We start from the raw sequence: 13361 nt of genomic DNA, 5'->3' as shown, positions 1-13361 counted from the left end.
ACGAAACAAAGTCATGGCTTATCAATTTAAATTGCCGGATATCGGTGAAGGAATCGCAGAAGGTGAAATCGTCAAATGGTTCGTCAAACCAGGAGATACGATCAATGAAGATGATACATTACTAGAAGTTCAAAATGACAAATCAGTAGAAGAAATCCCGTCACCTGTTACAGGAACGGTTAAAAATGTGATTGTTCCAGAAGGTACCGTAGCAAATGTTGGGGATGTATTAGTAGAAATCGATGCACCAGGACACGAAGACAATGAAGGGGACAGTGGTGTAGCCGCAGAATCCCAAACTCCAGCTAAACCGGCTGCTGAACCCACTGTTGATACAGAATCAGCTGGATCGTCAAGCGAAGGAGTCTTCCAATTTAAGTTACCGGATATCGGTGAAGGAATCGCAGAAGGTGAAATCGTCAAATGGTTCGTCAAACCAGGAGATACGATCAATGAAGATGATACATTACTAGAAGTTCAAAATGACAAATCAGTAGAAGAAATTCCGTCACCTGTCACAGGGACAGTTAAAAACGTGATTGTTCCAGAAGGCACTGTAGCAAATGTTGGGGATGTATTAGTAGAAATCGATGCTCCTGGACACAATAGTGCACCGTCAACTAGTGCGCCATCAGCTGAAGCACCAAAAGAAAAAGTGGAAACATCAGGTTCAGCAAGTGTCGTTGAAGTTGCCGATCCAAATAAACGTGTATTGGCTATGCCATCTGTTCGTCAATTTGCCCGCGAAAAAGATGTAGATATCTCACAAGTAACTGCAACTGGAAAGGGTGGCAGAGTAACAAAAGAGGACATCGAAAACTTCTTGGCAGGAGCTCCAAGCAGCGCACCAGCGAAATCAGAAGCGCCAGAAGCGGCAACTCCGAAAGAAGCAGCTCCTGCAGCAGAAAGCAAACCCGCTGAACCAGCAAAACCATTCAAGTCCAACTTAGGAGATTTGGAAGAGCGTGTAGCAATGACACCAACACGTAAAGCTATTGCTAAAGCAATGGTCAATAGTAAGCATACAGCTCCACACGTGACATTGCATGATGAAGTAGAAGTGTCTAAACTATGGGATAATCGGAAACGATTCAAAGAAATAGCTGCTGCAAATGGTACGAAACTTACTTTCTTGCCATATGTCGTGAAAGCTTTAACAGCGACTGTTAAGAAATACCCAGTATTAAATGCATCTATTGACGATGCAAACCAAGAAATCGTTTATAAACATTACTACAATATCGGCATTGCAACAGATACGGATCACGGATTATATGTACCAAATGTAAAAGATGCAGACCGCAAAGGAATGTTTGCTATTGCAGACGAAATCAATGAGAAAGCAAAATTAGCTCATGACGGCAAACTATCTGCAGAAGATATGCGCAATGGAACAATTACGATCAGCAATATCGGATCTGTAGGTGGCGGTTGGTTTACACCAGTCATCAACTATCCAGAAGTAGCTATTTTAGGTGTAGGAACGATTGCGCAACAACCAATCGTAAACGCTGAAGGCGAAATCGTTGTCGGTCGTGTGATGAAACTATCACTAAGTTTTGATCACCGTATCGTAGATGGAGCAACTGCGCAACAAGCAATGAACAATATCAAACGTCTTTTAGCTGATCCAGAGCTATTAATGATGGAAGGATGATAAACAAATGGTAGTTGGAGATTTTGCTGTAGAATTAGATACAGTTGTAATCGGTGCGGGACCTGGCGGCTATGTAGCTGCCATCCGTGCTGCTGAAATGGGACAAAAAGTAGCAATCATTGAAAGAGAGTATATTGGCGGTGTTTGTTTGAACGTCGGCTGTATTCCTTCAAAAGCATTGATAGCTGCGGGACACCATTATCAAGAGTCACTAGATTCCGAAATGTTTGGAGTAACTAGCGAAAATGTCAAACTAGATTTTGCGAAAACACAAGAATGGAAAGAAAACAAAGTTGTCCATACGTTGACTTCTGGTGTTGGTTTTCTATTAAAAAAACATAAGGTTGAAACAATCGAAGGCGAAGCGTTCTTCGTAGATGATCACACACTACGCGTCATTCATCCAGATTCAGCTCAAACTTATTCGTTCAATAACGCAATCATCGCAACAGGTTCCCGTCCAATCGAGATTCCAGGATTTAAATTCGGCGGACGTGTGTTAGATTCTACTGGCGGATTAGCATTGAAAGAAGTACCTAAGAAATTTGTGATCATCGGTGGCGGTGTGATTGGTGCCGAATTGGGCGGAGCGTACGCAAACTTAGGAGCAGAAGTAACGATTCTTGAAGGCTCACCACAAATTTTACCAACTTACGAAAAAGATCTCGTAAAATTAGTAGAAGATGATTTCAAGAAAAAAGGTGTAACAGTCGTAACGAATGCGATGGCAAAAGAAGCAGTCGATAACGGTGACAGTGTGACAGTGAAATATGCAGTGGACGGGAAAGAAGAATCTGTTACTGCTGACTATGTGATGGTCACTGTAGGACGTCGTCCAAATACGGATGATATGGGCTTAGAACAAGCGGGTGTCGAAGTAGGAGAACGTGGATTGATCACAGTAGATAAACAAGGACGTACGAACGTACCTAATATCTATGCCATCGGTGATATCGTTCCAGGGGCGGCATTAGCGCATAAAGCTAGTTACGAAGCAAAAATCGCTGCTGAAGCAATCTCTGGCAAAAAAGTAGCTGTAGATTATAAAGCAATGCCAGCAGTTGCCTTTACTGATCCGGAATTGGCTTCTGTAGGTATGACAATCAAAGAAGCAAAAGACGCAGGTATCGAAGCGAAAGCATATAAATTTCCATTCTCAGGGAACGGTCGAGCATTATCGCTAGGTAAAACGGAAGGATTCATCCGTTTAGTCACGACGATCGAAGATAACGTGCTTATTGGCGCGCAAATCGGTGGAGTCGGCGCAAGTGATATGGTCTCTGAATTAGCTTTAGCAATCGAATCAGGAATGAATGCTGAAGATATCGCCTTGACGATTCATCCTCATCCATCTCTTGGCGAAATCGTCATGGATGCTTCGGAATTAGCATTAGGTTTACCAATCCATATTTGATTTGAATAATACAAGCGAAACGCAACTGGAAAATCAGTTGCGTTTTGTTTTTTAGAATTATCAATAATATTATTATGTAAACTTAAAAATATGACAACTTCTTGGTTTATTACCACTTCCTATGCTACACTGAAGAGGAATATGAAATAGGAGAGTTGAAGATGCAAGAATATCAGTATCCACTTGATTTAGATTGGACAACAGACAAAATGGTCATTGTAATGAAGATGTGGGAAGATCTGGAACGTGCGAATGAAAAAGGGATAAACAATGAAGCTTTTTTGAAGACTTATCAGCAGTTTAAAACTGTTGTCAAATCCATTGGTGAGGAAAAACGATTGGGACGGGAATTTGAAAAAGCTTCCGGTTATTCTTTATATCGTACAGTGCAGCAAGCAAAAAAAAATCCAAACAAAACTTTGAGAATGAACGGGTGAGATAAATGGAACAGATGATTGATCATATCAAGTCCTGGCTTGAAGAAGCTGGTGAGAAAATCAAATCTTCTCAACAAACATTAACAATCTCGCAAAAATCAAATCGAACGGATCTAGTAACAAACGTCGATCGAAACATCCAGAATTTTCTAATCGAAAAAATCCATTCCTTTGATCCAGAGGCGAAAATATTGGCAGAAGAAGAAGGGTGTAATCAATTATCGGATCTCGATGGAAGAGTCTTTATCATCGATCCTATTGATGGCACCTTGAATTTTGTGATTGAAGGGGAAAATTTTTGTATTATGCTCGCTGTTTATGAATCCGGCGTTGGAAAGCTTGGTTTCATTTATGACGTGATGAGAAATGAACTTTTTTGGGGTGGAAAAGGAATAGGCGTGTATAAAAATGATGAGCCATTGCCTAGACCAGCAAATAAATCCTTATCGGAAGGCTTACTTGGTGTGAATAGTTATCTTTTCGGTCATAATAAATATGGAATCCGAGAAATTGCGGAAAGCAGCATGGGGACACGTATGTACGGATGCGCTGGTCTTGAACTAGTGGCAATCTTGAAAGGAAACCACATTGCTTATATTTCAAACCTTAGCCCTTGGGATTATGCAGCGGGAAATGTCTTATTGGAAGAGTTTGGTATGGTAACAAGCGGTCTTTTTGGTACTCCTTTGACATTTGAAAAAAGGGAATACTATTTAGCAGGGACTTCTTGTGCATATGCAGAAATCGCAGACCTTTTGAAAAAAGAAGGCTGAAAAAAGGTAGAAATCATTCACAAAAATGATAAAAACGGGCAAAAGATTAATTTTCTCGAAAAAATGAAAACATTTTACTATATTTCATGAAAAAAGTCTGCTATAATTAGCAGTCGAGTAAAATTTGCCCTGTCATAAAGAACCAATAAAAAAGGAGTTAGTTACATTGAATTATAGAAACGATATCCGTAACGTCGCAATTATTGCCCACGTTGACCACGGAAAAACAACATTAGTTGATGAACTATTAAAACAATCAGATACATTAGACGCACATACGCAATTGCAAGAACGTGCGATGGACTCAAATGCGCTAGAAAAAGAACGTGGTATCACGATTTTAGCCAAAAACACAGCTGTAGACTATAAAGGAATTCGCGTAAACATCATGGATACTCCAGGACACGCGGACTTCGGTGGCGAAGTAGAACGGATCATGAAAATGGTTGACGGCGTTGTGTTGGTCGTAGATGCGTATGAAGGAACAATGCCTCAAACACGTTTTGTATTGAAAAAAGCACTGGAACAACATATCACACCAATCGTTGTCGTAAACAAGATTGATAAACCTTCTGCTCGTCCTGAGCATGTCGTAGATGAAGTTCTTGAACTATTCATCGAATTAGGAGCAGATGATGATCAGTTAGACTTTCCTGTGATTTATGCATCTGCACTAAATGGTACGTCAAGCTTGTCAGATGATCCAGCAGATCAAGAACCAACCATGGCACCTATTTTTGATACAATTATTGAAAAAATCCCTGCTCCTGTCGATAACAGCGACGAACCATTACAATTCCAAGTTTCATTACTTGACTACAACGATTATGTAGGTCGTATCGGAATCGGACGTGTATTTAGAGGAACAATCAAAGTAGGAGACCAAGTAGCATTAATTAAATTAGACGGAACAGTTAAGAAATTCCGTGTAACGAAATTATTTGGTTTCTTTGGACTAAAACGTCTAGAGATTCAAGAAGCAAAAGCTGGAGACTTGATTGCTGTCTCAGGTATGGAAGATATCTTTGTCGGTGAAACAGTTACTCCTGTGGATCATCAAGATGCGTTACCTATCCTTCACATTGACGAACCAACATTGCAAATGACTTTCTTAGTTAATAATTCACCATTTGCCGGTCGAGAAGGTAAATTCGTAACCGCTCGTAAGATTGAAGAACGTTTGATGGCAGAACTTCAAACAGATGTATCTTTACGAGTTGAACCAACAAACTCTCCAGATGCATGGACAGTTTCTGGTCGTGGAGAATTGCATTTGTCTATCTTGATTGAAAACATGCGCCGTGAGGGATACGAATTGCAAGTATCTCGTCCAGAAGTTATTGAAAAAGAAATCGACGGTGTAAAATGCGAACCGTTTGAACGCGTGCAAATCGATACACCAGAAGAATATATGGGTAGTGTTATCGAGTCCTTGAGCTTACGTAAAGGTGAAATGCAAGATATGGTCCATACAGGAAACGGACAAATCCGTTTGACATTCTTAACACCTGCCCGCGGTTTGATTGGTTATTCAACTGAATTCCTTTCAATGACACGTGGTTACGGAATCATGAACCATACTTTTGACCAATATCTGCCAATGCTTCCTGGTCAAATTGGCGGACGTCACCAAGGGGCGCTTGTTTCGATCGATACAGGAAAAGCAACGACTTATTCTATCATGAGTATCGAAGAACGCGGTACAGTCTTCGTAGAACCAGGTACAGAAGTATATGAAGGAATGATTATCGGGGAAAACAGCCGTGATAATGATTTGACTGTCAACATCACGAAAGCAAAACAAATGACAAACGTACGGTCTGCTACTAAAGACCAAACATCTGTCATCAAAAAACCAAAACAATTGACGTTGGAAGAATCTTTGGAATTCTTGAATGATGATGAATATTGCGAAGTAACACCAGAAAGCATTCGCTTGAGAAAACAAATTTTAGAGAAAAATGCTCGTGAAAAAGCATCTAAAAAGAAAAAATAATCTGTAAAAGGATGAAGAGAGAAACCAGCTTGTTATAAAAAATAGCTGGTTTCTTTTTTTGTCCAACTCTTTTCTGTGGAGAAGTCATCTTTGTCAATGGACATAAATTCAGAAAATACGCCAAAAGACGTTTAAAAGACGTTTAAAAAACTTATTTCTAGAGAGCTTTTGTTTCATAATAAGATAATGTTTCACGAAAGGAGATCAACTTGTCCTTCGAAGAAAATCGAAGTAAAATGGCAAGAGAAAGGAGCGGGAAGATGAACGACTTATTAAAACAATACTTTGGCTATGATGAGTTTAGACCTGGTCAAAAAGAAATTATCCAGAAAGTCATTGATCAGGAAAATGTATTAGGAATCATGCCTACCGGAAGTGGGAAATCAATCTGTTACCAGCTTCCAGCTTTACTATTAGATGGGCTTACTGTGGTTGTGTCCCCTTTAATCTCTTTGATGAAGGATCAGGTGGACGCGGCGAATCAATTAGGTATACCCGCCACTTTTATCAATAGCTCGTTAGATGGTTACGAAACAGCTAGACGCTTCCAAGAAATCGATAGACAGCAGTACCGTTTACTTTATATCGCTCCTGAACGTTTTATCATGCCAGATTTTATCCAAGCAATGAAGCGATGGAACGTCCGTATGATCGCTATTGACGAGGCACATTGTATCTCTCAGTGGGGGCATGATTTCCGCCCAAGTTATTTACAGATGGCGAACCAGCTAGATCAACTGCCAAATCGTCCTGTAATTGTTGCTTTGACAGCTACAGCGACTGTGCAAGTAGCTGCTGACATAAAAAGACTTTTAAAAATTCCAGAAAACAACCATATTCAGACTGGTTTTGAACGAGAAAATCTACGATTTCAAGTAATTAAAGATCAAAAAAAAGAACAATATCTAATCGAATATTTAAAGATCAACAAAAATCAATCTGGTATCATTTATGCAGCAACGAGAAAAGAAGTAGACCGTCTCTATCATTTGCTTAAAAAATTCGATTTTTCCGTGGGTAGATATCATGGTGGTCTAAATGAGAATGAGCGAACAGAAATGCAAGAAGCCTTTTTATACGATCGCTTGCAGCTGATTGTAGCGACAAATGCATTTGGTATGGGTATAAATAAAAGCAATGTCCGTTTTGTTATCCATTATCAAATTCCTGGCTCTCTAGAAGCATACTATCAGGAAGCTGGTCGGGCGGGAAGAGATGGTCTTTCCAGTGAAGCCATCCTGCTTTTCTCTCCTCAAGATATCCAAGTCCAAAAGTTTTTTATCCAGCAGTCCCAAAGAGAAGAAGGGCAAAAGCAAAAAGAATATGAAAAATTAAAAGCGATGACAGAATACGTGTATATTGAGTCCTGTCTTCAGCAATACATCCTAAACTATTTTGGCGAGACAAGCAGTCCGTGCAACCGTTGTGGTAACTGTTTAGATGACAGAGAAATAGTAGAAGTAACGACAGAAGCACAGATGGTTCTTTCTTGCTTAAAACGTATGGGTGAGAACTATGGTAAACAAATGCTGATGAAAGTCTTAGCAGGATTGAAAGAACAAAAGCTGCAAGCTTTAGGTTTTGGACATTTATCTACCTATGGACTGATGAAAAACCAATCGCAAAAAGAAACGATGCAGTTAATTGAATATTTGATATCGAATGGCTATCTTCTGACCATCAATGGTGAGTATCCTGTTTTGAAAGTAACAGAAAGAGGGATACAAGTATTGAAAGGACAAGAATCTGTTTATCGAAAGGAACCCAAGAAAGTCCAGCAGCTATCGGATGAAGAAACCGATACACTATTTGAAGTGCTGCGGGAACTGCGAACGGATCTAGCATCAGAAGCAGGCGTTCCCCCGTATGTCGTATTTTCAGATTCCACATTGAAAGAAATGAGCCGAATACGTCCATCAAGCAGATTGGAGATGCTTCAGATAAAAGGAGTTGGGCAAAGCAAGCTTGATAAATATGGCGAAGCCTTTTTATCTCGGATAAAAAATGCGGACTCTAACGTTCTGGATAAGTAGAAAGAACGAATACGTAAAAATGAATAAAAACAACTGGTTAAATCTGTTTTTTTTGCTCCTTATGAAAATCAAATATGTTATAATTAAGGAATTAGAATGGGAGGTAAGCACAGATGGATTCTTTGTCGAAAAAACTTGCGATCCAAGTATTAAATGATGAAGCAGAACGGATCAAACGATTAATCCGAAATCAAAACAACAGTCTCTGTATCTCACAATGCAAAGCCTTCGAAGAAGTGGTAGATACACAGATGTACGGCTTTTCCCGGCAAGTCGGTTTTGCTGTCCGTATAGGAGTAATCGGAAAGAACGAGGGCCAGCTGATGTTAAGTGAGCTAGAACGAGAATTGAATCAGTTATATAGTGAGGTTTACCAAGAAAATTATGATAAAAAAGAAGTTGGCAAGGAGGAATAGACTTGCCTAAGAAAGTGAAAAAAAGGCATCTATTAGACTATAGCATCTTGATTCCCTATTTAATTTTATGTGTATTGGGATTGATCATGGTATATAGTTCTACGTCGTATCTATTATTAGAAAACGGACAAAATCCGTCCGCATCAGTCATTAACCAGAGTATTTTTTGGGTGCTTAGCTTGATTGCTATCGCACTACTTTATAAAATGAAAACAGATGTTTTGAAAAACCAGCGTTTGATCATGGCAGCCATCGCAGTTTTGACGATTTTGCTGCTGATTGTTGTGTTTTTTGGTAAGGAGATCAATGGGGCGAAAGGTTGGCTGCAAATTGCAGGATTCTCGATCCAACCTGCCGAATACCTAAAAATCATTTCTATCTGGTACCTGTCTCTGACTTTATCTAAAAGACAAAACAGTGTACAAAAAGATTTTCTTGGGACTGTGAAACGTCCACTTGCAATGGTTATCGGACTTACTGCATTAGTCGCTATTCTTCCCGATTTTGGTAATGCGGCAGTTATCTTTTTGATTATTTTGTTTCTGCTTTTAGCCAGCGGAGTCAATTATGTGTATACTTTGATTGTAGGAGTAGGAGGCTTTTGTCTAAGTACTTTTACGATCTGGCTGATCAATATCACAAATGGAAAGATCTTACCTGGACGTTTACAGTATATCTATAATCGATTTGCTATTTACCAAAATCCTTTCTCAGACGAATTAAATAAAGGGCATCAACTAGTCAACGGCTACTATGCCATGTTCAACGGAGGACTATTTGGCAGGGGATTAGGTAACAGTATCCAGAAAAAAGGATTTTTACAAGAAGCACAAACCGATTTTATTTATGCAATCGTAGTGGAAGAACTGGGAGTGATTATGGGGATTTTGATATTAGCGTTGCTATTCTTTATGATTGTGCGCATTGTCCTTGTAGGTATCCGTTCAAAAGATCCGTTCAATTCGCTTTTGTGCATTGGGATCGGTGCAATGTTTTTGATCCAAGTATTTGTCAATCTTGGAGGAATTACTGGTGTTATTCCTTTGACAGGGATCACGTTCCCATTTTTAAGTCAAGGAGGCTCCAGTTTGCTGATGCTTTCGATTTGTGTCGGCTTTGTCCTCAACATCAGTGCGGATGAAAAACGCAAGAGCTTAGGTTTATAATAAAAAAAGATGTAGGAGTGGTTCGATGAAAAAAGTTTTAGTTGCTAACAGGGGTGAAATCGCTGTACGTGTATTTCGTGCTTGTACAGAATTAGGAATTAAAACTGTTGGAATCTATGCAGAAGAAGATGAATATTCCGTACACCGTTTCAAAGCGGATGAAGCATATTTAGTAGGACAAGGAAAAAAACCGATTGATGCGTATCTAGATATTGAAGGGATCATTTCTATCGCGAAAGAATGCGGAGCTGACGCTATTCATCCGGGTTACGGTCTTTTGTCGGAAAACTTGAATTTTGCGCAACGGTGCGAAGAAGAAGGCATCATTTTTGTTGGACCCAAACTGCATCATTTAGATATTTTTGGAGATAAAATCAAAGCAAAAGCTGCAGCTATCGAAGCGGGGATTGCTTCGATTCCAGGCACAGATGGACCAATCGCTTCTATAGACGATGCCTTGGAGTTTGCGAAACAATACGGTTATCCGATTATGATCAAGGCAGCTCTAGGCGGCGGCGGACGCGGCATGCGTGTAGCTCACGATGAAAAGAGTGCAAGAGAGGGCTACGAACGTGCGAAAAGCGAAGCAAAAGCAGCCTTTGGTAGTGATGAAGTGTATGTTGAAAAATACATCGCTAATCCTAAACATATCGAAGTACAGATTCTCGGGGATACGCATGGAAACGTCATCCATCTTTTTGAAAGAGATTGTTCTGTTCAGCGCCGTCACCAAAAAGTAGTAGAAGTAGCGCCTTGTGTCTCTATGAATGAACAGCAACGTCAAAAAATCTGCCAGGCAGCTGTCCAATTGATGAAATATGTCGGGTATGTCAACGCAGGTACAGTAGAATTTCTTGTTGAAGGAGATGATTTTTACTTTATCGAAGTCAACCCTCGCGTCCAAGTGGAACATACGATCACAGAAATGATTACAGATATTGATATCGTAACAACGCAACTGTTGATTGCTCAAGGTTTGGATCTGCATAAAGAAATCGGATTGCCTCAGCAAGAAGGAATTAAATTAAATGGTTCAGCCATTCAATGCCGAATCACTACAGAAGACCCGTTGAATAACTTTTTACCAGACACAGGGAAAATCGATACGTATCGTTCACCTGGTGGTTTTGGCGTACGTCTGGATGTCGGAAATGCTTACGCGGGCTATGTAGTGACACCGTATTTTGATTCATTGCTAGTAAAAGTATGTACGCATGGTGCTACTTTTGAAACAGCCATTCAGAAAATGGAACGTTGCTTGAAAGAATTTAGAATCCGTGGAGTGAAAACAAACATTCCATTTATGCTCAATGTCATCACACATCCTGAATTCCAATCAGGAAATGCAAAAACAACCTTCATTGATAGTACAGCAACATTATTTGAATTTCCTCGACTACGAGACCGCGGAAACAAAACGATGAAATATATCGGTGAAATTACTGTGAATGGTTTTCCAGGTATCGAAAGTGGCGAAAAACCATTTTATGAAGAACCACGTATGCCTAAAGATCTAATCACAAGAACTGATTACGTAACGGCTAAGAATGTATTAGATGCGAAGGGTGCCGATGCTTTGGTCGAATGGATCAAAGGACAGGAAAATTTGTTGTTGACGGATACGACATTTAGAGACGCCCATCAAAGTCTGCTAGCAACTCGTGTTCGGACAAAGGATTTCAAGCAGATTGCACATTTGACTGGAGAAGGTCTTCCTGAACTCTTTTCAAGTGAGATGTGGGGGGGAGCAACATTTGATGTGGCTTACCGCTTTTTGAATGAAGATCCTTGGCAACGGTTGAGAAAAATTCGTTCTTTAATGCCTAATACGTTGCTGCAAATGCTTTTCAGAGGTTCAAATGCCGTTGGGTATTCTAATTATCCTGACAATGTATTGGTGGAATTTGTCAAAGAAGCAGCAGCGCAAGGAATCGATGTATTTCGAATCTTTGATAGTTTGAACTGGACTCCACAAATGGAAAAAAGTATCCAAGCTGTACGGGATACTGGTAAAATCGCAGAGGCAGCTATTTGCTATACTGGCGATATCAACGATCCAAGTCGGGCAAAATACAATGTTCAGTATTATAAAGACATGGCAAAGGAACTAGAACAACTGGGTGCGCATATCATTGCAATCAAAGATATGGCTGGGCTGCTTAAACCGCAGGCAGCTTATCGTTTGATTAGTGAATTGAAAGAAACGACAGATCTGCCAATCCATCTGCATACTCATGACACCAGCGGGAATGGAATCATCACTTATTCTGCTGCTTCAAAAGCAGGAGTAGACATCGTTGACGTGGCAATGAGTGCAATGAGTGGGAATACTAGTCAGCCTAGCATGAGCAGCTTGTATTATGCACTGGTCAATGGTCCACGGCTGCCAGAAATCACGATTGAAAATGCACAGAAATTAAACCATTATTGGGAAGATGTGCGCATGTATTACAAACCGTTTGAAAACGGCTTGAATGCTCCTGAAACAGAAGTATATATGCATGAAATGCCAGGAGGACAGTATTCGAATCTACAGCAACAGGCAAAAGCTGTCGGATTAGGTCATCGCTGGGATGAAATCAAACAAATGTATCATACTGTCAACTTGATGTTTGGCGATATCGTTAAAGTAACTCCATCATCTAAAGTAGTTGGAGATATGGCACTATTTATGGTCCAAAATGATCTTACAGAAGAAGATATTTATGAAAAAGGCGAAACACTAAGTTTCCCTGAATCTGTTGTGACTTTCTTCCAAGGAGAACTAGGGCAACCCGTTGGCGGATTTCCTAAAAAATTGCAAAAGATTATTCTTAAAGGCAGACCTGCATTGAATGAACGTCCAGGTCTTTTGGCTGAATCAGTCGACTTCAACGAAGTAAAAAAAGAATTGGCAGAAAAAATTGGCTATGAACCAAAACAAGACGAAGTATTAAGCTATTTGATGTATCCGCAAGTCTTTTTGGACTATCAAAAAGCATATAATCAATTTGGCGATGTTACATTACTGGACACACCAACATTTTTCCAAGGTATACGTTTGGGTGAAACAATCAATGTACAAATCGAACGCGGAAAAACGCTTATCATTCGTTTAGATGAAATCGGAGAACCCGATATCGAAGGGAATCGCGTACTGTTCTTCAATTTGAATGGACAAAGACGTGAAATCACTATCAAAGATAATTCGATCATCAGTACGGTCCAAACCCGATTGAAAGCTGAACCGACAAACCGAGAACAAATTGGAGCAACGATGTCTGGTTCTGTTTTGGATGTATTAGTGAAAAAAGGCGATAACGTTAAAAAAGGTGATACGTTGATGATTACTGAAGCGATGAAGATGGAAACGGCCATCGAAGCACGTTTTGACGGAGAAGTCGCACATGTATATGTGTCTTCAGGAGACACTATTTCATCTGGTGACCTTTTGATTGAAGTGACTGAGAAATAATAAGCGAAAGGTGGG

At 40.0% G+C, this 13361-nt stretch carries 9 protein-coding genes; all 9 read left to right on the top strand.

The features are described from left to right. Window positions 1-13: 13 nt before the first annotated feature. The 9 genes from MKX69_RS07160 (at window position 14) to MKX69_RS07120 (ending at window position 13346) form a co-directional block, all read left to right on the top strand. A complete protein-coding gene (locus MKX69_RS07160; RefSeq protein ID WP_029485606.1) occupies window positions 14-1657 on the top strand; it encodes a dihydrolipoyllysine-residue acetyltransferase in 1644 nt (547 codons plus the stop codon). Window positions 1658-1664: 7 nt separating this feature from the next. Beyond that, on the top strand, window positions 1665-3071 hold the full coding sequence (gene lpdA / locus MKX69_RS07155) for a dihydrolipoyl dehydrogenase (RefSeq protein ID WP_002289686.1): 1407 nt from the start codon (window positions 1665-1667) through the stop codon (window positions 3069-3071). A gap of 161 nt (window positions 3072-3232) precedes the next feature. Further along, the gene (locus MKX69_RS07150) at window positions 3233-3508 is read left to right on the top strand and encodes a UPF0223 family protein (protein ID WP_341009527.1); all 276 of its coding nucleotides are present in this window, start codon (window positions 3233-3235) and stop codon (window positions 3506-3508) included. A 5-nt stretch (window positions 3509-3513) separates the two neighbouring features. After that, window positions 3514-4281, top strand: coding sequence for an inositol monophosphatase family protein (locus tag MKX69_RS07145; RefSeq protein ID WP_002295483.1), 768 nt, complete (start codon window positions 3514-3516; stop codon window positions 4279-4281). 166 nt (window positions 4282-4447) lie between these two features. Continuing rightward, window positions 4448-6277 (top strand): translational GTPase TypA, encoded by a 1830-nt coding sequence (typA, locus tag MKX69_RS07140; RefSeq protein ID WP_002288735.1) that lies wholly within the window; start codon window positions 4448-4450, stop codon window positions 6275-6277. 260 nt (window positions 6278-6537) lie between these two features. After that, window positions 6538-8310 carry a DNA helicase RecQ gene (gene recQ / locus MKX69_RS07135; protein WP_341009524.1) on the top strand — a complete coding sequence of 591 codons (1773 nt, stop codon included), beginning with the start codon at window positions 6538-6540 and terminating at the stop codon, window positions 8308-8310. Window positions 8311-8423: 113 nt separating this feature from the next. Further along, on the top strand, window positions 8424-8726 hold the full coding sequence (locus MKX69_RS07130; protein ID WP_002298990.1) for a YlaN family protein: 303 nt from the start codon (window positions 8424-8426) through the stop codon (window positions 8724-8726). A 2-nt stretch (window positions 8727-8728) separates the two neighbouring features. After that, a complete protein-coding gene (locus tag MKX69_RS07125; RefSeq protein ID WP_341009522.1) occupies window positions 8729-9892 on the top strand; it encodes an FtsW/RodA/SpoVE family cell cycle protein in 1164 nt (387 codons plus the stop codon). A gap of 25 nt (window positions 9893-9917) precedes the next feature. Further along, window positions 9918-13346 (top strand): pyruvate carboxylase, encoded by a 3429-nt coding sequence (locus MKX69_RS07120; protein ID WP_010724011.1) that lies wholly within the window; start codon window positions 9918-9920, stop codon window positions 13344-13346. Window positions 13347-13361: the final 15 nt, after the last annotated feature.

The organism is Enterococcus sp. FSL R5-0957 (assembly GCF_038008005.1).
GTDB classification, from domain to species: domain Bacteria; phylum Bacillota; class Bacilli; order Lactobacillales; family Enterococcaceae; genus Enterococcus_B; species Enterococcus_B faecium.
This window is presented reverse-complemented; position numbering and strand designations above follow the sequence as displayed.

Excerpts from the sequence above, each read along its gene's own strand:
- MKX69_RS07160 (WP_029485606.1), top strand. The coding sequence starts at position 14 with ATGGCTTATCAATTTAAATTGCCGGATATCGGTGAAGGAATCGCAGAA.
- lpdA (WP_002289686.1), top strand. The coding sequence starts at position 1,665 with ATGGTAGTTGGAGATTTTGCTGTAGAATTAGATACAGTTGTAATCGGT.
- MKX69_RS07150 (WP_341009527.1), top strand. The coding sequence starts at position 3,233 with ATGCAAGAATATCAGTATCCACTTGATTTAGATTGGACAACAGACAAA.
- MKX69_RS07145 (WP_002295483.1), top strand. The coding sequence starts at position 3,514 with ATGGAACAGATGATTGATCATATCAAGTCCTGGCTTGAAGAAGCTGGT.
- recQ (WP_341009524.1), top strand. The coding sequence starts at position 6,538 with ATGAACGACTTATTAAAACAATACTTTGGCTATGATGAGTTTAGACCT.
- MKX69_RS07130 (WP_002298990.1), top strand. The coding sequence starts at position 8,424 with ATGGATTCTTTGTCGAAAAAACTTGCGATCCAAGTATTAAATGATGAA.
- MKX69_RS07120 (WP_010724011.1), top strand. The coding sequence starts at position 9,918 with ATGAAAAAAGTTTTAGTTGCTAACAGGGGTGAAATCGCTGTACGTGTA.